This window comes from Pseudomonas fluorescens group sp. PF-1, from assembly GCF_054481335.1.
The window spans coordinates 1,014,853-1,035,275 of the sequence record NZ_JBTMNG010000001.1; the positions used below are offsets into that span (position 1 = coordinate 1,014,853).

At 59.2% G+C, this 20,423-nt stretch carries 17 protein-coding genes; 10 read left to right on the forward strand and 7 right to left on the reverse strand.

All coding sequences use genetic code 11. The annotated features are described in order from the left end of the window. Positions 1-82 precede the first annotated feature (82 nt). The gene (gene metG, locus ACX3YD_RS04875; RefSeq protein ID WP_103403903.1) at positions 83-2,134 is read right to left on the reverse strand and encodes a methionine--tRNA ligase; all 2,052 of its coding nucleotides are present in this window, start codon (positions 2,132-2,134) and stop codon (positions 83-85) included. Between the two features lie 186 nt (positions 2,135-2,320). Here metG and apbC point away from each other — a divergent pair, with 186 nt between their 5' ends. Next, positions 2,321-3,415, forward strand: coding sequence for an iron-sulfur cluster carrier protein ApbC (apbC, locus tag ACX3YD_RS04880; RefSeq protein ID WP_458959372.1), 1,095 nt, complete (start codon positions 2,321-2,323; stop codon positions 3,413-3,415). A gap of 120 nt (positions 3,416-3,535) precedes the next feature. Here apbC and ACX3YD_RS04885 read toward each other — a convergent pair whose 3' ends face one another. Then, the gene (locus ACX3YD_RS04885; RefSeq protein WP_458959373.1) at positions 3,536-4,294 is read right to left on the reverse strand and encodes an SDR family oxidoreductase; all 759 of its coding nucleotides are present in this window, start codon (positions 4,292-4,294) and stop codon (positions 3,536-3,538) included. A 164-nt stretch (positions 4,295-4,458) separates the two neighbouring features. Between ACX3YD_RS04885 and ACX3YD_RS04890 the strand changes: the two genes are divergently transcribed. From ACX3YD_RS04890 to groL, 4 genes are all read left to right on the forward strand, one after another. Continuing rightward, positions 4,459-5,190: a HugZ family pyridoxamine 5'-phosphate oxidase gene (locus tag ACX3YD_RS04890; RefSeq protein ID WP_103403906.1), complete on the forward strand. Its 732-nt coding sequence runs from the start codon at positions 4,459-4,461 to the stop codon at positions 5,188-5,190. A 66-nt stretch (positions 5,191-5,256) separates the two neighbouring features. Next, positions 5,257-5,733 (forward strand): FxsA family protein, encoded by a 477-nt coding sequence (locus tag ACX3YD_RS04895; RefSeq protein ID WP_103403907.1) that lies wholly within the window; start codon positions 5,257-5,259, stop codon positions 5,731-5,733. Positions 5,734-5,982: 249 nt separating this feature from the next. Next, complete coding sequence (locus ACX3YD_RS04900) at positions 5,983-6,276, forward strand: co-chaperone GroES (protein ID WP_047532658.1); 294 nt, start codon at positions 5,983-5,985, stop codon at positions 6,274-6,276. A 49-nt stretch (positions 6,277-6,325) separates the two neighbouring features. After that, positions 6,326-7,969, forward strand: a complete 1,644-nt coding sequence (gene groL / locus ACX3YD_RS04905) for a chaperonin GroEL (protein WP_047532656.1) — start codon at positions 6,326-6,328, stop codon at positions 7,967-7,969. Between the two features lie 172 nt (positions 7,970-8,141). Here groL and ACX3YD_RS04910 read toward each other — a convergent pair whose 3' ends face one another. Beyond that, the gene (locus tag ACX3YD_RS04910) at positions 8,142-8,885 is read right to left on the reverse strand and encodes a phosphatase PAP2 family protein (RefSeq protein WP_458959374.1); all 744 of its coding nucleotides are present in this window, start codon (positions 8,883-8,885) and stop codon (positions 8,142-8,144) included. Positions 8,886-8,939: 54 nt separating this feature from the next. Continuing rightward, positions 8,940-10,889, reverse strand: coding sequence for an LTA synthase family protein (locus tag ACX3YD_RS04915; RefSeq protein ID WP_458959375.1), 1,950 nt, complete (start codon positions 10,887-10,889; stop codon positions 8,940-8,942). Between the two features lie 201 nt (positions 10,890-11,090). Here ACX3YD_RS04915 and colR point away from each other — a divergent pair, with 201 nt between their 5' ends. The 5 genes from colR (at position 11,091) to ACX3YD_RS04940 (ending at position 14,824) form a co-directional block, all read left to right on the forward strand. Then, positions 11,091-11,774: a two-component system response regulator ColR gene (colR, locus tag ACX3YD_RS04920; protein WP_047532651.1), complete on the forward strand. Its 684-nt coding sequence runs from the start codon at positions 11,091-11,093 to the stop codon at positions 11,772-11,774. Continuing rightward, positions 11,764-13,047 (forward strand): sensor histidine kinase, encoded by a 1,284-nt coding sequence (locus tag ACX3YD_RS04925; protein ID WP_103403910.1) that lies wholly within the window; start codon positions 11,764-11,766, stop codon positions 13,045-13,047. Before colR ends, ACX3YD_RS04925 begins: the two co-directional genes overlap by 11 nt. Before the next feature lie 157 nt (positions 13,048-13,204). Then, positions 13,205-13,876: a class I SAM-dependent methyltransferase gene (locus ACX3YD_RS04930; protein WP_458959376.1), complete on the forward strand. Its 672-nt coding sequence runs from the start codon at positions 13,205-13,207 to the stop codon at positions 13,874-13,876. A gap of 4 nt (positions 13,877-13,880) precedes the next feature. After that, the gene (locus tag ACX3YD_RS04935; RefSeq protein WP_090464759.1) at positions 13,881-14,594 is read left to right on the forward strand and encodes a lipopolysaccharide kinase InaA family protein; all 714 of its coding nucleotides are present in this window, start codon (positions 13,881-13,883) and stop codon (positions 14,592-14,594) included. 2 nt (positions 14,595-14,596) lie between these two features. Beyond that, the gene (locus ACX3YD_RS04940) at positions 14,597-14,824 is read left to right on the forward strand and encodes a hypothetical protein (protein ID WP_047532645.1); all 228 of its coding nucleotides are present in this window, start codon (positions 14,597-14,599) and stop codon (positions 14,822-14,824) included. Positions 14,825-14,919: 95 nt separating this feature from the next. Here ACX3YD_RS04940 and ACX3YD_RS04945 read toward each other — a convergent pair whose 3' ends face one another. The 3 genes from ACX3YD_RS04945 to ACX3YD_RS04955 form a co-directional block, all read right to left on the reverse strand. Further along, on the reverse strand, positions 14,920-17,946 hold the full coding sequence (locus tag ACX3YD_RS04945; protein WP_458959377.1) for a multidrug efflux RND transporter permease subunit: 3,027 nt from the start codon (positions 17,944-17,946) through the stop codon (positions 14,920-14,922). A 13-nt stretch (positions 17,947-17,959) separates the two neighbouring features. Then, the gene (locus ACX3YD_RS04950) at positions 17,960-19,108 is read right to left on the reverse strand and encodes an efflux RND transporter periplasmic adaptor subunit (protein WP_458959378.1); all 1,149 of its coding nucleotides are present in this window, start codon (positions 19,106-19,108) and stop codon (positions 17,960-17,962) included. Positions 19,109-19,315: 207 nt separating this feature from the next. Beyond that, complete coding sequence (locus ACX3YD_RS04955; RefSeq protein ID WP_458959379.1) at positions 19,316-20,413, reverse strand: DUF1513 domain-containing protein; 1,098 nt, start codon at positions 20,411-20,413, stop codon at positions 19,316-19,318. Positions 20,414-20,423: the final 10 nt, after the last annotated feature.

A 20,423-nucleotide genomic window follows, 5' to 3' on the forward strand; every position in this document is an offset into this window, starting at 1 on the left:
GGCAAGGGCGGAGGGTGGGCCAGACATGAAAATCCCACAGTCGCGCCAGGCACGACTGTGGGATCGGTTTGCCGCAGTAACCTTACTTGATCCGCTGACCAGGCTTGGCGCCGCTGTCAGGGCTGAGCAGGTAGATTTCTTCGCCACCAGGGCCGGCCGCCATCACCATGCCTTCGGAGATGCCGAACTTCATTTTGCGGGGCTTGAGGTTGGCGATCATCATGGTCAGCCGTCCATCGAGCTTGGACGGGTCCGGGTAAGCGCTCTTGATGCCGGAGAACACGTTGCGTTGCTCGTCACCGATGTCGAGGGTCAGGCGCAACAGCTTGTCGGCCCCTTCCACGTGTTCGGCCTTGACGATCAGGGCGACGCGCAGATCGACCGCCGCAAAGGTGTCGAACTCGATTTCCGGTGACAGCGGATCCTTGGCCAGCTCGCCGTTGCCGGTCGTGGCGGCGGCGCCGGTGTCGGTCTGACTGGCCGTCAGGTCTTCTTTCGATGCATCGGTCATGGCTTGCACTTTGACCGGGTCGATCCGGGTCATCAGCGGCTTGAACTCGTTCAGCTGATGGTTGGCGAGCCAGGTCGCATGGTCGTTCCAGGTCAACGGGGCGACGTTGAGGAACGCCTCTGCATCGGCGGCCAGCAGTGGCAACACCGGTTTGAGGAAGATCACCAGTTGGCGGAACAGGTTGACGCCGGTGGCGCAGATAGCCTGCACCTCGTCTTGCTTGCCTTCCTGTTTGTTCAGCGACCACGGTGCCTTGTCAGCGATCCAGGCGTTGGCGCGGTCCGCCAGGCCCATGATTTCGCGCATGGCGCGCGCGAAGTCACGGGCTTCATAGGCGTCGGCGATGCCTGGCGCGGCGGCCAGGAACGCTTCGGTCAGTTCCGGCGCGGCGTTGGTGTCGACCATCACGCCGGCGTTGCCTTTGTGGATGAAACCGGCGCAACGGCTGGCGATGTTGACGACTTTGCCCACCAGGTCGGAGTTGACCTTCTGCACGAAGTCTTCGAGGTTCAGGTCGAGGTCATCGACGCCACGGCTCAGTTTGGCCGCGTAGTAGTAACGCAGGTATTCCGGCGACAGGTGATCCAGGTAGGTCCGGGCCTTGATGAAGGTGCCGCGGGACTTGGACATTTTCTGGCCGTTGACGGTCAGGTAACCGTGCACATTGATGCCGGTCGGCTTGCGGTAGCCCGCACCTTCAAGCATTGCGGGCCAGAACAGGGCGTGGAAGTTGACGATGTCCTTGCCGATGAAGTGATACAGCTCGGCGCTGGAGTCCTTGCCCCAGAACGCGTCGAAGTCCAGCTCCGGCGTACGGCTGCACAGGTTCTTGAAGCTCGCCATGTAGCCGATCGGCGCGTCCAGCCAGACGTAGAAGTATTTACCCGGCTCGTCGGGGATCTCGAAACCGAAGTACGGCGCATCGCGGGAGATGTCCCACTGTTGCAGGCCCGCGTCCAGCCATTCGGCGATCTTGTTGGCGACGGCGTCTTGCAGAGTGCCGCTGCGGGTCCAGGTTTGCAGCATTTCCTGGAAGTCCGGCAGCTTGAAGAAGAAGTGCTGGGAATCCTTGAGCACCGGAGTGGCGCCGGAAATTGCCGACTTCGGATCTTTCAGATCGGTCGGTGCGTAGGTCGCGCCGCATTTTTCGCAGTTATCGCCGTACTGGTCTTCGGTGCCGCATTTCGGGCAGGTGCCCTTGATGAAGCGGTCGGCCAGGAACATTTTCTTTTCCGGGTCGAAATACTGGGTGATCGAGCGCGTGGCGATGTGGCCGGCGTCGCGCAGCTTCAGGTAGATCTGGCTCGACAGCTCACGGTTTTCTTCAGCGTGAGTGGAGTGGAAGTTGTCGAAGTCCACCAGGAAGTCGGCAAAGTCGGCGCTGTGTTCAGCCTGGACGTTGGCGATCAGTTGTTCCGGGGTGATGCCTTCCTTTTCCGCGCGCAGCATGATCGCCGAACCGTGGGCGTCGTCGGCGCAGACATAAATGCATTGGTTGCCGCGGTGCTTCTGGAAGCGCACCCACATATCGGTCTGGATGTATTCCAGCATATGGCCGAGGTGGATCGAACCATTGGCATAGGGCAGGGCGCTGGTGACGAGAATCTTGCGTGGCTCGGACATGGGGCTCGGCTACTTGATGAAACGGAGGTCGGCCACTATAAAGCGCCGGCGCATATTTTTCACCCCATGGCTCAGGGGAGTTGTTTTGCAAGCCCCTCGCCGCAGGAAATTTTCCAGCCTCGCCACAAATCTGTGTCCGGCGTAGGATACCCGCCTGATTTTCCAGTCTCGTTATCGGAGTTGCCCATGAGCGCCGTCAATCGCGCAGCGGTGGAAGCCGTCCTTCGCCAGTACACCAACCCTTATCTGAACCAGGACCCGGTCAGCGCCGGATGCGTGCGCAGCGTCGATATTGCGGGCGATCGCGTCAACGTCCAGCTTGAGCTGGGCTACGCCGCCGGTCTGTTCAAAAGTGGCTGGGCGCAACTGTTGCAGATGGCTATCGAAGGCCTGGACGGCGTGACGACGGCGCGTGTCGAGATCACCAGCGTCATTGCCGCGCACAAGGCTCAGGCTCAGATTCCGGGCCTGGCCAACGTCAAGAATGTGGTGGCCGTGGCCTCCGGCAAGGGCGGTGTGGGCAAATCCACCACCGCCGCCAACCTGGCATTGGCCCTGGCTCGCGAAGGGGCCAAGGTAGGCATTCTGGATGCGGACATTTATGGCCCAAGCCAGGGCATCATGTTCGGCATCGCTGAAGGCACCCGGCCGCAGATCAAGGATCAGAAGTGGTTCGTGCCGATCCAGTCCCATGGCGTCGAAGTGATGTCCATGGCGTTCCTGACCGATGACAACACGCCGATGGTCTGGCGCGGGCCGATGGTTTCCGGTGCCTTGTTGCAACTGGTGACACAGACCGCGTGGGGCGATCTGGATTACCTGGTCATCGACATGCCGCCAGGCACCGGTGACATCCAGCTGACCCTGGCGCAGAAAGTCCCTGTGGCCGGCGCGGTGATCGTCACCACGCCACAAGACCTGGCCTTGCTCGACGCGCGCAAGGGCGTGGAAATGTTCCGCAAAGTGAACATTCCGGTGCTCGGCGTGGTGGAAAACATGGCCGTGCACATCTGCTCCAACTGCGGACATGCCGAGCATCTGTTCGGTGAGGGCGGTGGTGTGAAGCTGGCCAACCAGTATGGGGTGGAGCTACTGGCCTCGCTGCCGCTGGCAATGGCCATCCGCGAACAGGCTGACGGTGGAAAGCCAACGGTGATCGCCGAGCCGGACAGCCCGATTGCGCTGGTCTATCAGGAGCTGGCCCGTCATGTCGGCGCGCGTATCGTATTGCAGGAAGCCGCGACCCCGGCGATGCCGAACATCACTGTCAGCGACGATTGATGATTTGAAGCACGATCCTTTGTAGGAGCGAGCCTGCTCGCGATGGTGTGTCATTCGACACAGTGGTGTCTGACCCACCATCGCGAGCAGGCTCGCTCCTACCGTTGTTTTGCGGTGGCCTTAAATGCGCAACCCACCATCCATTTCCAGAATCCGGCCGGTGTAATAGTCATTTTCGAAGATGTACGCCGCCGAATGGGCGATCTCTTCCGGTTTGCCCATGCGCTTGAGCGGAATCCCGGAGGTCATTTTCTCCAGTGCTTCAGGTTTCATGCCCAGGGTCATTTCGGTCTCGATGAAACCCGGTGCAATGCCGGCCACACGAATGCCGTAGCGCGCCAGTTCCTTGGCCCAGGTCACGGTCGCCGCCGCAACGCCGGCCTTGGCGGCGGAGTAGTTGGTCTGACCGACGTTGCCGGCGCGGGAAATCGACGAGATATTGATGATCGCGCCGCCGTTCTTCAGCTCGACCATTTTCGCCGCGACTTCACGGGTGCACAGGAACACGCCGGTCAGGTTGACGTCGATGACCGACTGCCATTGGGCCAGACTCATCTTGGTCATTTCACCGTCCTTGACCTTGAGCAGCAGGCCGTCACGCAGGATTCCGGCGTTATTGATCAGGCCATGGATCGCGCCGAAGTCTTCGGCGACCTGGGCCACCATGTGGGTCACTTGCTCTTCGTTGGCGACGTTGCACAGGTAGGCGCGGGCCTCGACACCCTTGGCCTTGCAGGCCGCAACGGCGTCGTCGAGCTTTTCCTGGTTCAGATCGACCAGCGCCAGTCTCGCACCCTTGCCAGCGAAATACTCGGCCATGGAACGGCCTAAACCCTGGCAACCGCCAGTGATAATGATTACTTTGTCAGTGAGTTGCATTCGCATGCCCCGGTAGCAGGTCTAGAGTGGTTTCGTTGGCGAGAGCCTCTCGATCGGCGCCTGGCGTGGCCCGGCTGCACATGAGAATTGCCCTGTTGGCGATCTGGTACTTTCGCCAGGCGCCCGTCCGTTTTTATGACGGATTCTATATAAGGAGTCATAAATTGAGCGTTGAAGCTGCCAAGCATGCCCGAGAATTGCTGCTCAAGGAATACCGCGGGGTACTCTCCACGCATTCCAAGGCAATGCCCGGTTTTCCGTTCGGCTCCGTGGTTCCGTACTGTCTGGATGCCCAGGGCTGGCCGCTGATCCTGATCAGCCGTATCGCCCAACACACCCATAACCTGCAAAAAGATCCGAAATGTTCGCTCTTTGTCGGAGAACGCGGGGCCGAAGACGTGCAAGCAGTGGGGCGCCTGACTTACCTGGCCGAGGCGCAACAGCTCGAGGACGAGGCAGATATCGAAGCAGCTGCTGAGCGTTACTATCGCTATTTCCCGGAATCGCAGAACTATCACCAGGCCCATGATTTCGATTTCTGGGTGCTCAAGCCTGTGCGCCATCGTTATATCGGCGGTTTTGGCGCCATTCACTGGGTCAACGAACTGACCCTGGCCAATCCTTTTGCCGGCAGGGCCGAAGTGAGCATGGTCGAACACATGAATGCCGATCACGCCAAGGCCATCGCCCATTACGTCGATCTGGCGGGATTACCGAAAACCTCACCGGCGCAGATGGTCGGTATCGATAGCGAGGGCATGCACCTGCGCATTGGCCAGGGGCTTCACTGGTTGCCGTTCCAAGCGCCATGTAATACTCCGACACAAGTTCGCGAAGCCTTGGTTTTCCTGGCTCATGCAGAACAATGGCCGAAAAATGAAGTGGCTGACGCTTGAATTCACGAAACGGCGACGTCATCTAGGGATTACTGGCAAGGCATTCTTGCGTTGAGGAACCATTTGATGCGCCCTTTTTTGTTGCTCTTTGTACTGCTCCCAGTGTTGGAGTTGTTCGTATTCGTCAAGGTGGCCGGGGCAATCGGTTTTTTCCCGGCCCTGCTACTGATCATTCTCGGCTCGATGCTCGGCGTGTTCGTGCTGCGGATCGCCGGTCTGGCAACCGCATTGCGTGCCCGTGAAAGCCTGAATCGTGGGGAGCTGCCCGCCCAGACCATGCTCGAAGGCCTGATGTTGGCCCTGGCGGGCGGTCTGTTGATCCTGCCGGGCTTCGTCACCGACGTACTGGGCCTGATCATGCTGCTGCCCGTCTCCCGTCGTCTGCTCGCCAATCAAATGCGCCAGCGCGCCGAGGAGCAAGCGATCCGCCAACGTGCGTTCGCCGATGACCTTCAGTCCCGCGGCGGTCCTGCACCTCGCGAACCGCTGGGCCGGGAGCCCAATGTGATTGAGGGCGAGTTCGAGCATCGCGATAACAAGTAACGCCCCATTTCGACACGGCACCTTCGGGTGCCGTGTTCGTTTGCGGCGCATCGAGTTGAATTTTTTTCGATCCCCGCTCTTGTAATAATCTTATGCGCCCTTATGTAACGGTCACCGCAAGGTTTCTGGCGAACATGCCAGACAGACTTCCGCGGTTCGCTCGACGAACCGCACCCGGCACCGCCGGACTTTGTTAAACCCGCCGGGACTACACCGGCCGATGAAAACCACAATTAGGAGAGATCGACAATGAAGCTTCGTCCTCTGCATGACCGCGTCGTCATCCGTCGCAGCGAAGAAGAAAAGAAAACCGCTGGCGGTATCGTCCTGCCAGGCTCGGCTGCTGAAAAAGCCAACAGCGGCGAAATCCTCGCTGTAGGCACCGGCCGCGTACTGGACAACGGTGAAGTGCGTGCACTGGCCGTGAAAGTGGGCGACAAGGTTGTGTTCGGTCCGTACTCCGGCAGCAACACTGTGAAAGTCGACGGCGAAGACCTGCTGGTAATGAGCGAGAACGAGATCCTCGCTGTTATCGAAGGCTGATTCCCCGCTCATTTTCCCGCTACTACAAAGTATTTAAGGAATATCGATCATGGCTGCTAAAGAAGTTAAATTCGGCGATTCCGCCCGCAAGAAAATGCTGACCGGTGTCAACGTCCTGGCTGACGCGGTAAAAGCGACCCTGGGCCCGAAAGGCCGTAACGTGATCATCGAGAAGAGCTTCGGCGCTCCGACCATCACCAAGGATGGCGTTTCCGTAGCCAAAGAAATCGAACTGAAAGACCGTTTCGAAAACATGGGCGCGCAGCTGGTCAAAGACGTTGCCTCCCGTGCCAACGATGACGCGGGCGACGGCACCACCACCGCTACCGTTCTGGCTCAATCGATCGTCAACGAAGGCCTGAAAGCCGTCGCTGCCGGCATGAACCCGATGGACCTGAAACGCGGTATCGACAAAGCGACCATCGCGATCGTCAAAGAACTGAAAGGCCTGTCCAAGCCATGCGCTGACACCAAGGCAATCGCTCAGGTCGGCACCATCTCCGCCAACTCCGACAGCTCCATCGGCGACATCATTGCCGAAGCCATGGAAAAAGTCGGTAAAGAAGGCGTGATCACCGTTGAAGAAGGCTCGGGCCTGGAAAACGAACTGTCGGTTGTAGAAGGCATGCAGTTCGACCGTGGCTACCTGTCCCCGTACTTCGTCAACAAGCCGGAAACCATGACTGCCGAACTCGACGGTCCGCTGATCCTGCTGGTCGACAAGAAAATCTCGAACATCCGCGAAATGCTGCCAGTGCTGGAAGCCGTTGCCAAAGCCGGCCGCCCACTGCTGATCGTGGCCGAAGACGTTGAAGGCGAAGCCCTGGCGACTCTGGTTGTGAACAACATGCGTGGCATCGTTAAAGTCGCAGCCGTCAAGGCTCCAGGCTTCGGCGACCGCCGCAAGGCCATGCTGCAGGACATCGCTGTTCTGACCGGCGGTACCGTGATCTCCGAAGAGATCGGTCTGAGCCTGGAAAGCACTACCCTGGAGCACCTGGGCAACGCCAAGCGCGTCACCCTGTCCAAGGAAAACACCATCATTGTTGACGGTGCTGGCGTACAAGGCGACATCGAAGCCCGCATCACCCAGATCCGTGCCCAGGTTGCTGAAACTTCCTCGGACTACGACCGTGAAAAACTGCAAGAGCGTCTGGCCAAACTGTCCGGCGGCGTAGCAGTGATCAAGGTTGGCGCTGGCTCCGAAGTCGAAATGAAAGAGAAGAAAGCCCGCGTTGAAGACGCCCTGCACGCTACCCGTGCAGCCGTTGAAGAAGGCGTGGTACCTGGCGGCGGCGTGGCATTGGTTCGTGCCCTGCAAGCCATCAGCGAGCTGAAAGGCGACAACGATGACCAGAACGTTGGCATCCAGTTGCTGCGTCGCGCTGTAGAAGCGCCACTGCGTCAGATCGTTGCCAACTCCGGTGACGAGCCAAGCGTTGTGGTCGACAAGGTCAAGCAAGGCTCAGGTAACTTCGGTTACAACGCTGCGACCGGCGAGTACGGCGACATGATCGAAATGGGCATCCTGGACCCGGCCAAAGTGACCCGTTCGGCTCTGCAAGCGGCTTCGTCGATTGCCAGCCTGATGATCACTACCGAAGCCATGATCGCCGAGATCAAGGACGACGCACCAGCTGGCGGCGGCATGCCAGACATGGGCGGCATGGGCGGCATGGGCGGCATGATGTAAGCCAGCCTTACCCCGTACGAAAAAACCCCGCCTGCGAAAGCAGGCGGGGTTTTTTATTGGCTTCACGTTGGCGACTCGGTAGACCGCGTCGCTACCACTGCGGGCTGGCCGCGCTTGTACAGGTGCAGAGTAATCCGGTGTGGGCGCGCGGCGTGCCTGCGATGGCGTCGTTTCAGGCGCCGACAGGCTCTGTGTTTGCCTCGCGTTGCGCCTTCATCGCCGGCCGATAAAGAATGCAGTAATACGACCCCAAACAGATCAGCCAGCAGAAAATCGCCGTCCATACGTTGTGCGAGAAAAAGTGCGCCCCCTGCATCATCCGGCCAAGGGAGAATACCGTGCCCAGGGTGAAGGCGAAGACAAACGCGGCGCGCGCCATGCGCGGGCGACGGTCGCGCAGTACGAAGAACAGGGCAAACAGTGTGAACCCGGTCGCGGCATGACCGCCGGGCCAGCATCGACCCGGTTTATTGGTGTGCGGGCGAGGGCTCAACAATTCGCTGTAGGTTTCGTGGCCGCCGAACTGCTCAAGACTCCACGGGCATTGCACCGCCGTCACCGCTTTCATCGGGGTGACAAACGAGGTCGCCAAACCAAGGGACAGCACCAGGCAACCCAGCTCCCGTTTGAACGGCTTGAGTCTGGCCATGAAGAACGAGCCAATGAAACCGAGGATGGCGAAAACCGAAAACGCGATGACCACTTGCTTGGCGCGGTCATGCAGGATGTTTTCCAGGAAGTAACTGTGCTTGCCGATGAATTCACCGGCTGTCGGGTCATAGAACAGCCTGGCGAGATCCATGTCCAGGGACGTCAGTTCCAGCAATACAAGAGTGATCGCCGCAATGGCGGGAACGCCCAGGCACACCCAGAAATTAAGCGGGCGAGAGGCAGGGCGGACAACAGTTGATGACATGATGGATCCTGAGCAATTGAAAAAGCCCCGGGGCATCAGCCCGGGGCTTTTCGGTTAACGTTCGCCGACTTGACCGGTGCCCTCCATGGGCGCTTTCCAGTCAAGCAGCTGGTGCTTGTAGCCATAACTGGCGGTTTGGTAATAGGTGATTGCCCGGGTGATCATCGGGTCGGTGGCAGTAGCCCTGGACTCGCGACTCTCGGTCAATGCTTCATCGTGACGCCGCAGGCCCTGACGGGGACTCAGAATGGCCAGGTCCTTGCCGTCGAACAGGCCCAAATGCTGATAATTGCCAACCACTACGCGCGGCGGCAGAGGATTGTCCTGCAGCAGGTTGCGACCAAAGAACGTCGACACATAATCCAGATTCAGCAGCCCCATCAGCGTGGGGGCCAGGTCGATCTGGCTGGCCAGCTGTGCTGTCTCACGGGCTTCAATCAGCTTGGGCGCATAGATGAACAAGGGAATCTGATAGTTGCTGATCGGCAAGTCCTCCTTGCCTGCGCTGCCGGCGGTATGGTCGGCGACGAAGATAAAGATTGTATTGTCGAACCAGGGCTTTTTGCGAGCCTGATCGAGGAACTCGCCAATGGCGTAGTCGGTGTATTTAACCGCGCCATCGCGCCCGTTACCGGATTTGATGTCGATCCGGTCGTCTGGATAGGTATAAGGGCGATGGTTGGACGTCGTCATCAATTGCAGCAGGAACGGCTGTTGCTTTGCGTGATCCGCGTCCGCCAGCTTGAGCGTTTGTCTGTAGAGATCTTCGTCGGCCATGCCCCAGGCGTTCTTGAAGTGGATCTCAGATTCATCGACGCTGCTCTGGTCCACGATCCGGTAGCCATTGCCACCGAAAAAGGCGTTCATGTTGTCGAAGTAACCGCGTCCGCCGTAGACAAATACGCTGTCATAGCCCACGGCTTTGAGTTGCTGACCGAGGCTGGCAAAACCGCTTTCGCGACCCACACGCTTGACGATCGAACGTCCCGGCGTTGGCGGGATCGCCAGGGTAATGGCCTCCAGGCCGCGATCGGTGCGGGTGCCGGTGGCGTAGAAATTGTTGAAGTACAGGCTCTGTTTACGCAAGGCATCGAGGTTCGGGGTCAGATTTCGCTCGTCGCCGTTGCTGCCCATGTACTTGGCACTGAAGCTTTCGATGGTGACCAATATGATGTTGGGCTTGCGCGGCGTGCCAGGATTGTCGATGACCCGACGAATGTCTTGTGGATCCTCACCGATGAAGCGGGCGCCCGGTTCGCTCAACTCGGCGCGAATCTGTTGCGCGACAACGGCAGGAGGGCGGGTGGCGTAGAACTGTTGGTAATCCAGTTCGTTATTGCGAAAGGCTGCGAAGAACTGATAAGGGCCATTGCTCGCCAGTTCGTTTTGATAGGCGTTGCCACCCTGGGCACGCGGGGCATCCTGGTTAAGCAGTTGTGCGCTCAGACCGGCGACGATCAACAGGCCCAGCGCATTGGCCAGCCGGGTGCGCAGCGGCGGCAACGGTGCGTTCAGCGCAGCATTGAAGGGCTTGCGCAATGCGAAGCTCAAGGCAATGGCCAGTACGGCGAGGATGCTCAGCAATGTGCCAATCGGATAGGACTCGAGCAGGTTGTTAAGCACCTCGTCGGAGTACACCAGGTAGTCGACGGCAATGAAGTTGAAGCGCACGCCGAACTCATCCCAGAACAGCCATTCGGCCACCGAGGTAAACAACATTGCAAACAGACTGACGGTCAACAGTCCCTGAAGAAACCAGCGATGGCCACGGCGGCGCCACAATGCTGGCGGGCAGAGCAGCAAATACAACCCCATCGGCAGCACGGCATAGGCAATGAAGCCAAGGTCGTAAAGCAGTCCGATACCGAAAACCGAAAGGAAACCACTACCGGCCTCATCCAGGTGAGTCAGCAGCAAAACCATTCGAGTCAGGAAAAAAATGGCCAGCCAAGTGCCGGCAATCAGCTGTAGAAAACGCATGGGCGCCGTCTTTAAAACATCCATTGGCATCATTCCTTATAAGCAATCAGCACCATTCTACTTCAAGAGCGGTCGCGGGCTTGTGAACGGGGGGTGAAAAGCTCGTTAATTGGCTGCTTTGGTCGCCTAAGCCGACTCTGTGCCCTGCGGCCCTAGCCCTGAGCAGCACTTGGCCTTAAGCTGCGCGGGCCAAGACGGCCGTTACTGTATACGGAGGAGATGCCGATGCGAATTTTATTGGTTGAAGACAACCGCGATATCCTCGCCAATCTGGCTGATTACCTGGGACTCAAGGGTTACACCGTGGATTGCGCGCAGGACGGTTTGTCGGGCCTGCACCTGGCGGCCACCGAACATTACGACTTGATCGTGCTCGACATCATGCTGCCCGGTATTGACGGCTATACCTTGTGCAAACGCCTTCGCGAAGACGCCCGACGCGATACGCCGGTGATCATGCTCACCGCCCGCGATCAATTGGATGACCGGCTGCAAGGCTTCAAGTCCGGTGCCGATGATTACCTGATCAAGCCCTTTGCCCTGTCAGAACTGGCCGCGCGCATCGAGGCGGTCATGCGCCGAACCCAGGGTGGCGGTCGCCGCACCTTGCAGGTCGGCGACTTGAGCTACGACCTCGATACCCTGGAAGTCACCCGCGCAGGTCGCTTGCTCAAACTCAACCCGGTGGGCCTGAAGTTGCTGGCCGTGCTGATGCAGAAAAGCCCTCATGTGCTGCGTCGGGAAATTCTCGAAGAAGCGCTGTGGGGCGATGACTGCCCAGACAGTGACAGCCTGCGCAGCCACGTTCATCAACTGCGTCAAGTGATCGACAAGCCTTTCGCCAAACCGTTACTGCAGACTGTGCACGGCGTGGGTTATCGCTTGGCCGAGGGCCGTGATGGAGTTTAAACAGAGCCTTTCCCAGCGCATCATCATTGCCTTCGCGTTGATGAGCGCATTGGTGGCGGGCGCCTTTGCCATGGGCATTATCGCCACCGTGCACCTGGTGGAAGAAAAGCTTATTTCGGCAGGTCTGGGTGGCGACCTGCAACGCCTGTTACTGATGGACAACGTCGAGGAGTGGAGCCATCGCCCTGAACCGGACCAGTTGTTCTATTTCAGTGGCGGGCATGGAGACTTCGAGCTGCCCAAGGATTTGCGGCACCTGGACGCGGGATTTCATGAAGTGTTCCGCGAGAATCTGTCATACCACGCGATGGTCGAAATAGTCGACGGACGGCGTTATGTGCTGTTGCAGGACCAGAGCGACTTCGAAGAGCGCGAGCGGGTCCTGTTTGCCGTGGTGCTGGTGGGCTTCGTGCTCAGCCTGGCGCTGGCGGTTTTTCTCGGCTGGGTGCTGGCGCGCAAGGTGATGGCCCCGGTGGTTCGGTTGGCCCGCCAGGTGCGTCATCGTGACCAGTTGCTAGGGCTGGCGCCACCTCTGGCGCCGGATTATGCAGCCGATGAAGTGGGCGAGCTGGCCGTGGCTTTCGACGCCACCCTCGGACGCTTGCGTCAGGCATTGACCCGGGAGCGGCTGTTCACCAGTGACGTCAGCCACGAACTGCGCACGCCTTTGATGGTGCTGGCCAGTTCCTGCGAATTGCTGTTGGAAAACCCGGGGATCGATCAGCGTGGCCGTGCTCAGGTCGAGCGAATCGCTCGTGCCTGTGAGGAGATGCGCGAGCTGGTTCAGACCTTCTTGATGCTGGCCCGCGCTCAACGCGAAGACGCCAGTATGGCGCCGCAGCAATCCGTTCGTCAGGTGGCCGATGGGCTACTGAATCTTTGGCGAGAGCCGATCGAGGCGAAAGGACTGAGGTTGATCTTCGAACCCGGTAGTCCGCAATCCACTGCTTATAACGCGACCCTGCTGCACGCGGTGATGGGCAATCTGCTGCGTAACGCGCTTCATTACACTGAGCATGGATTCATCCGCTTGACCCTCACAAGCAATGGGTTCCTGGTCGAAGACAGTGGAGTGGGCATCCCCGAAGAAAAGCGTGAAGCGATGTTCGAACCGTTCGTCCGTGGTACCGAAAAACGCGGGGAGGGGCTGGGCCTCGGGCTGTCGTTGGTACAACGAATTTGTGAAAACCAGGGCTGGAGCGTCAGCCTGACAACCATGGAACCCAATGGTTGTCGTTTTGAGGTGCAGCTGTATACATCCAATGTGAACTGATTAGCCTGAAGTCGGCCAATTCTTGCCCTATCGCAGCCTTGTAAAATCTAGAAAAAGTTCTGGCTTTTGCATAACTTTTTTTTCACAAAGGCGTAACCTGACACTGACTATTCGCTACCTAAGGTGGTCGGTATCAGAAGCTCAGGAGACTTTGATAATGGCAGATGGCCCGATCAAACTGGATTTTTCCGAAAAGTACGACGACCAACACGCCCAACGGTACCTGCGCAAGCACAAGGAAGGACTTGGCCGTCGGCTGTCCCACTGGCGGGATGAACAATTGGCGCGTAAAGCACTGGCGCTGGTTGGTGAGCCGGGGCTGGTCCTTGATTTACCCTGCGGCGCGGGGCGTTTCTGGCCGTTGCTGGCAGAAAAGCCCAATCGCGTGATCATCGGCGCCGATAACTCCGAGTCCATGTTGAAGATTGCGACGCAGGCGCAACCGGCCGACGTGGTGAAGCGGGTGCAAACCCTGCATACATCTGCATTCGACATCGCTTTGCCTGATAACGCCGTCGACAGCATTTTCTGCATGCGTTTGCTCCATCACATCGGTGAAGCCGAGCATCGACTGACCATCTTGCGTGAATTCGAACGCGTCACCCGTGACAGTGTGATTCTTTCATTGTGGGTGGACGGCAATTTCAAAGCCTGGAAACGCAAGCGCGCGGAGAAAAACCGCAGGCAGGAAGGTTACCAAAACCGATTTGTATTACCGGCAGCTACGGTAGAAAAAGAATTTGAGCAGGCGGGTTTCCGCATTCAGGAACAACTGGACTTTTTACCACTCTATGCGATGTGGCGGGTATATGTGTTACGCAAGAGGTAATTGAATGGCAGTGCAATGTGCAGCAGAAACGGAAGTCGCTCCCCAGGACCGCTTCGACTATTTCTGGAACCAGCGTGGTGAATGGGTAGAAGAACCCAACGTCCGTCGCGGTGGTGAAAGCGGTGTGCAACGGGTCGTGGGCAGCGATGGTCAGTTGCTGTACGTCAAACGGCAGACCGGGCATATCCATCGCACCTGGTTGCACCCCTTCGGTCGGCCGACGGTGTTGCGCGAGCGTGATGCGCTCATCGGTGTTCGTGAACTCGGCGTTCGTGTTCCTGAAATCATTTTCTGCGGCGCACAGCGCGATCCTGTGCACAAATGGCGCGCGCTGCTGGTTACCAAATCACTGGATGGCTTTGAAGAAATCGAACAATGGTACGCAGGCGGTGGCCGTGAGCGTTACGGCGAGGCGGTGCATGATCGCGTGCTCAAGGATCTGGCAGAGAACCTGGCCCGTATGCACAAAGGCCGCTGGCAGCACAGCTGTATCTATATCAAGCATGTGTTCGTACGCGTGACAGGCGAGGGCGATGCAGCCAAGGTCGAGGTCGCCCTCATTGACCTGGAGAAATGCCGCCAACGCCTCAGCGCCCAGCGCGCGGCGATCCATGACATGAAGCAGTTGCGCCGCCATTCGTCGTTCAACGCGACGGACTGGAACAAACTCGTCTACTTTTACAAGACGGCGTTTGGCAGCGCTATCAAAGGTTTATAGCAATGAAACTCGAAGTCGCGCGAGGTTTGTTTCTGGCAGGGGCCTTGGCGGTTGCTTCACTGGCGGTGGCGGCCTGGGAGGAGCCCCGCACGCAAGTTCTCAGTTCAGCGCACGGTGACGCGCACTGCCCATTGCCACGGGTCGCCAAGGCGTCCGTAGCAACCCAGCCCGATCATGATTTGTTGTTGTTTATGTTCGGGCTCACTCAAGGATTGAAACCGCAAAGTTGAACAGAATGAAGCCCAAATAAAAGGCCTCGCTAATGCGAGGCCTTTTTTTGTGCCTGATTGCTCAACGCTCACTGACACTGAGCGATCGGTATCATTCAAGGTTGGTCGGGTTTAGCCAGCAGTGTGTATACGCAGGGCAATACAAACAATGTGAACAGCGTCCCGATCGACATCCCCGTCGCGATGACAGTACCGATATCAAAGCGGCTAACGGCACCGGCCCCCGTGGCGATGATCAAGGGCACCATGCCGAAGACCATGGCAGCGGTCGTCATCAACACCGGGCGCAGACGAATGGCTGCGGCTTCCTCTACGGCCTCGCGTGGCGTCAGGCCTTTTTCCTTGCGCAACTGGTTGGCGAACTCGACGATCAGGATCCCGTGCTTGCTGATCAGACCGATCAATGTCACCAGGCCGACCTGGGTGTAGATGTTCATGCTCGACCAGCCAAGGAACAGCGGAAGCAACGCGCCACAGATCGACAGCGGCACGGTGACCAGAATCACCAGCGGGTCGCGGAAGCTTTCGAACTGAGCGGCCAGCACCAGGAAAATGATGGCCAGTGCCAAGGCAAAGGTGACCCACAGCGCACTGCCTTCCTGCACGTATTGCCGCGATGCGCCGGCATAGTCGACGGCAAATCCCGCCGGGGCTTCTTCCCGGGCTATCTGGCGCACGGCATCGATGGCTTCACCCATGCTGACCAGCGGCACCCCGGAAAGAATGGCCGAATTGAGTTGCTGGAACTGGTTCAATTGCCGAGGCCGCGCCCGGTCAGACACAGAGATCAGGGTCGACAGGGCCAGCAGCTCGCCCTGACTGTTCTTGACGTAGTAATGGTTCAGCCAGTCAGGGTTATCACGGAAGGGGCGTTCGACCTGGGCAATGACTTTGTAACTGCGACCCTCGATGGTGAACCGGTTGATTTCCGCCTCACCCAGCAAGGTGGCCAGTGTGCCGCCGAGGTCCTGCATCGATACGCCCATCTGGGCCGCCTTGGCACGGTCGATATCCACGACGACCTCCGGCTTGTCGAAGGCCAGGTCGACATCGACGAACGCGAACTTGCCGGACTCCATCGCGCGCTTTTTCACCCGGTCCATCACTTGTAGCAGCAACTCGTAATCGCTGGCGGTGTTGATGACGAACTGGAAGGGCAGGCCCTCGCCAGTGCCTGGGAGGGACGGCAGGTTGAATCCGAAAACCTGCAGTCCGGCAATGCCCGCCAGTTTCGCCTGAACCTCGGGCAAAATTTGCATCTGGGTCCGGCTACGCTCGTTCCAAGGTTTGAGCAGGAAGCCACCGACCCCCGATTGCACACCGTTGAAACCGTTGATCTGGAACGAAGAGTAGTACTCGGGAAACGCCTTGAAGATCGTGATGAACTCGTCGGTATAGGCGCTCAGGTAATCAAGGTTGGTCGGTTGCGGGGCGTTGGCCAGCATGAAAATGATGCCCTGGTCTTCATCCGGAGCCAGTTCCGACTTGGTGAACTTGAGCAGCACCGGAATCAGGCACAGCACGATCACAGCGAACACCAGCACTACGGGGCGGGTGTTGAGCGTGCCATGCAGCATTTTCTGATAGCGGCGCTTCAGCCTTTCGAAAATCAGATCCAGACGATGGGCCAGGCCGCTGGGGTTTTCGTCGTGGCGCAGCAGGAGGGCGCACATCATCGGTGACAGCGTCAGGGCGACGATGCCGGAAATGACCACCGCGCCGGCCAGGGTCAGGGCGAATTCCTTGAACAATGCTCCGGTGAGACCGGTCAGGAAGCCGATCGGCGCATACACCGCCGCCAGGGTAATGGTCATCGAGACTACTGGCATGGCGATCTCCCGGGCGCCCTCGATGGCCGCGTCGAGCGGCGTCTTGCCTTCCTCGATATGACGGTGAATGTTTTCCACCACAACGATGGCGTCGTCCACCACCAGGCCGATGGCCAATACCATGGCCAGCAAGGTCAGCAGGTTGATCGAGTACCCCATCATCTGCATGAAGAACATGACGCCGATCATCGACAGCGGGATGGTGACGACCGGGATCACCACGGTGCGCAGCGCGCCGAGGAACAGGAACACGACCACGATCACGATGAGCACGGCTTCGAACAGGGTTTTGATCACCTCATTGATTGAGGCCTGAATGAACAGTGTGGCGTCGTAGGCAATTTCACCCTTGAGGTTGGGGGGCAGTTGGGCTTCCAGGTCCGGCATGATCTTGCGCACTTCCTTGATCACGTCGAGCGGGTTGGCGCCGGGTGTCGCCTTGATGCCGATGTACACCGAGGGCGTACCACCGAAAGAGCTGATGCTGTCGTAGTTTTCCGCGCCCATCTCGACCCGCGCCACATCCCGCAACAGCACACGGCTGTCGCCTTCGACCTTGAGCGGGATCGCGGCGAATGCCTCGGCGGATTTGAGTTCGGTGTTGGCGTTGATGCTGGTGACCACGTACTCGCCTTTCACTTCACCGGCGGCGGAGAGAAAGTTGTACTTGCGCACCGCATCGGTCACGTCGCTGGCGCTCAGACCGTAACCGGCGAGCTTTACCGGGTCCAGCCACAGGCGCATGGCGAATACCTGGTTGCCGAGTATCTCTGCTTCGGCCATGCCCGGCAGGGTCGCCAGTTTCGGCTGGATGACCCGCGACAGATAGTCGGTAATCTGCGGGTTGCTCAGCTCCTTGCTATAGAAACTGATGTACATCAAGGCCGAGGCGTCAGCCGCCTCCTTGCTCAGGACCGGGTCTTCAGCATCCTGGGGCAAGCGGTTCTTGACCTCATTGGCCTTGGCCAGCAGTTCGGTGAACAGGCGATCGCTGTTCGAGCCGATGCGCGCGTAGATCGAGACCACCGAGAAGTTCTGGCGACTGACCGACGTCATGTAGTCGATGCCCTCGGCGCTGGCCAGGCTCTGTTGCATCGGTTGGGTGATGTAGCCCTGGATGGTCTCGGCGTTAGCCCCTGGATAGGCCGTGGTGACGGTAATCAGGGCATTTTCCATTTGCGGGTACTGGCGCAGCGGCAGCTTGCTCCAGGCCTGAAAGCCCAGCAGGACGATCAGCAGGCTGACCACGGTGGCGAGCACCGGGCGACGGATGAACGGGTCGGTAAAAGCCATGGGGGTTCCTTGATCAGTCAGCGCGCGGCTGACTGTTCTTCTCGGCTAGGGTCTTGTCGTCGCTGATAGCGATGTGCGCACCGTTGTCCAGTTTGATCTGGCCGGCCGTTACCACTTTTTCGCCGTTCTGCACGCCTTTGGTAATCATCACCAGCCCGTCACGGCGCTCGCCGGTTTCGATGAAACGCCGTTCGGCGATCAGGATCGGCTGGCCCTTGTCGTCTTTTTCCAGGTTGCCGTCTTCGGACTTTTTCTCTGCCACGACATAAAGCGAATTGCCATAGAGCGTGTAGGTAATCGCACTTTCCGGTACGACGATGCGCGACTGCGGGTCAGGCAGCATCACCTGCAGACTGGCGAACATCCCGGGCAGCAACTTGCCGTCCGGGTTGGCCAGGGTCGCGCGGACTTGCATGTTGCGCGTGCTGTTCTCCAGTTTCGGGTTGATCGCACTGATCGTGCCGGGGAAGGTCTGGGCCGGGTAGGCCGCGACAATGACTTCAACCGGCTGGCCGATGGCGATTTTCGGCACGGACTGCTCGGGCACGAAAAAATCGACATACAGGCTGCTGAGGTCCTGCAAGGTGGCGATCATGGTGCCGCTGGCCACGTAGTCGCCGACGTCGACCTGACGAATGCCGATGGTTCCGCTGAACGGTGCCACGATGCTTTTCTTGCCGAGCGCAGCCTTGAGCTGATTGACCGACGCCTTGCTCTTTTTCAGGACTGCCGAGAGTCGATCGAACTCGCCTTTGGAAATGGCCTGACTGCCCACCAGTTGGCTGCCGCGACCATAATCGAGTTGGGCCAGCCCGAGGTCGGCCTGGGCGGTTTCGAGCAGGGCGCTTTCCACCGCGCTGTCGAGTCGCAGCAGGGGTTGGCCGGCCTTGACCTTCTGCCCTGACTCGAACTGCAGATCGACGACGGTGCCGTCGGTCTCCAGGCTCAGGTCCACGCCCTGTAAAGCCTTGAGTGTACCGACGGTCGGCAGCCGGGCCTGCCATGGCTGTTCGGTGGCCGTGGCCACGGCGACACTGATCGGCGGTTTTGGCGCAGCAAAGCCTTGGATCATCGTGTAGATGGAGAAGGCTTTGTAACCGGCCAGGGCCAGCACGACCAACAGAACAATACCCAACATGATCAGCATGCGGCGACGCAGCATATTTCCAGTTCCTTGGAGAAAATCAGGTGAGACAGTGGGGCACATTACCGCGAGTGGGAGCGTGAATCCAACTGCCACTTTTTCCTGGCGGGCGCAAAACCTGAGGGAGTCGAGCTTGCTCGCGATAGTGGTGTATCAGTCACTGCCATGTGGAATGCGCAGCCACCATCGCGAGCACGCTCGGCTCCTAAAAAGGCAACGGCGTGTTCAAATCAGATGCAGATGGTTGTCCCAGAGCCCGGCAGGCAGATCCAGCGGTTTTGCAATCAGATCTGTCTGGCGGCAATCGTAGTACCGGCATCGACCCTGGCCCGAGGTCACCACAAAACCGTCGGACACCGCACCGACCCCTGCGCAATCGGGCAGAGGTGCGTCCAGGCGCACTTCGCCGCTGTCCAGGTCCCAGATGAAAAAGCGGTTGCCCCTTGGCGCGGTCAAGGCGACGAGTCGCAAATCGCTGTGCACCGCGACGCTGGCGGTGTAATGCCCCATGGCCTGCAGTTGATGCTCGGGCACCGGGAACGCCACGAACGGCTGGCCCGGACGCTTGATTGCCAGCAGCTCCGAGGACTCGTGGGCAGGCCCCATGAATTGCTGGCCGGCAACGATGGTGCCGTCGCTGGCAATCCCCAGGTGACGCACACTGTTCATTGGCTGGGCCAGGGTTTCCTTGCTCAGCAGGGTGCCGTCGCGTTGCATCAGGACCAGGCTGGGTTCCATGGCATCGAGGTTCATGTCGACGCGGCTTTCGGCCTCGGTACGAATCCCGCCATTGGCCACCACCAGGGTTTCACCGTCGGGCATCCACGACACCTGATGCGGGCCCAGGCCATGGGTGGAGATCTCGCCGGCATGTACCAGCCGCTCGCCTTCGAACCGATACACACCGAGCAAACCGCGACCGGGATCGGTCGTGTCGTTTTCGGTGGCGTATAGCCAGTCGCCACTCTTGTGAATCACGGCGTGACCGTAGAAGTGCCGGTTCGGCTGCGATGCCACCGTTTGCAGCAGCGTGCCATCACGCAAGTCGATCAGGTAGCTCTCGGTGCCCGGACGCCGGGCGACGAACAGCGCCATCGGCAGCGTCGGGTGATTGATGATGTCGTGGCAGCGCTGGCCAACCTGGGTGGTAAACACCCGGGTGCCATCGAGCCGATAACCGACGGCGTAGTGCTTGCCATCGGTATCGTCCCGTGCGGACAGCAGCAGCGGGCTTTTGTCCTTTTGCCTGAACAGCGTCCAGCCGCCCAGTGTCACTGCTACCAGCAGCAAACTACCCAAAGTCAGAGCCTGACGTCGCAGCATGGCACTCGCC

Excerpts from the sequence above, each read along its gene's own strand:
- metG (WP_103403903.1), bottom strand. The coding sequence starts at position 2,134 with ATGTCCGAGCCACGCAAGATTCTCGTCACCAGCGCCCTGCCCTATGCC.
- apbC (WP_458959372.1), top strand. The coding sequence starts at position 2,321 with ATGAGCGCCGTCAATCGCGCAGCGGTGGAAGCCGTCCTTCGCCAGTAC.
- ACX3YD_RS04885 (WP_458959373.1), bottom strand. The coding sequence starts at position 4,294 with ATGCAACTCACTGACAAAGTAATCATTATCACTGGCGGTTGCCAGGGT.
- ACX3YD_RS04895 (WP_103403907.1), top strand. The coding sequence starts at position 5,257 with ATGCGCCCTTTTTTGTTGCTCTTTGTACTGCTCCCAGTGTTGGAGTTG.
- ACX3YD_RS04900 (WP_047532658.1), top strand. The coding sequence starts at position 5,983 with ATGAAGCTTCGTCCTCTGCATGACCGCGTCGTCATCCGTCGCAGCGAA.
- groL (WP_047532656.1), top strand. The coding sequence starts at position 6,326 with ATGGCTGCTAAAGAAGTTAAATTCGGCGATTCCGCCCGCAAGAAAATG.
- ACX3YD_RS04910 (WP_458959374.1), bottom strand. The coding sequence starts at position 8,885 with ATGTCATCAACTGTTGTCCGCCCTGCCTCTCGCCCGCTTAATTTCTGG.
- ACX3YD_RS04915 (WP_458959375.1), bottom strand. The coding sequence starts at position 10,889 with ATGGATGTTTTAAAGACGGCGCCCATGCGTTTTCTACAGCTGATTGCC.
- colR (WP_047532651.1), top strand. The coding sequence starts at position 11,091 with ATGCGAATTTTATTGGTTGAAGACAACCGCGATATCCTCGCCAATCTG.
- ACX3YD_RS04925 (WP_103403910.1), top strand. The coding sequence starts at position 11,764 with ATGGAGTTTAAACAGAGCCTTTCCCAGCGCATCATCATTGCCTTCGCG.
- ACX3YD_RS04930 (WP_458959376.1), top strand. The coding sequence starts at position 13,205 with ATGGCAGATGGCCCGATCAAACTGGATTTTTCCGAAAAGTACGACGAC.
- ACX3YD_RS04935 (WP_090464759.1), top strand. The coding sequence starts at position 13,881 with ATGGCAGTGCAATGTGCAGCAGAAACGGAAGTCGCTCCCCAGGACCGC.
- ACX3YD_RS04940 (WP_047532645.1), top strand. The coding sequence starts at position 14,597 with ATGAAACTCGAAGTCGCGCGAGGTTTGTTTCTGGCAGGGGCCTTGGCG.
- ACX3YD_RS04945 (WP_458959377.1), bottom strand. The coding sequence starts at position 17,946 with ATGGCTTTTACCGACCCGTTCATCCGTCGCCCGGTGCTCGCCACCGTG.
- ACX3YD_RS04950 (WP_458959378.1), bottom strand. The coding sequence starts at position 19,108 with ATGCTGCGTCGCCGCATGCTGATCATGTTGGGTATTGTTCTGTTGGTC.
- ACX3YD_RS04955 (WP_458959379.1), bottom strand. The coding sequence starts at position 20,413 with ATGCTGCGACGTCAGGCTCTGACTTTGGGTAGTTTGCTGCTGGTAGCA.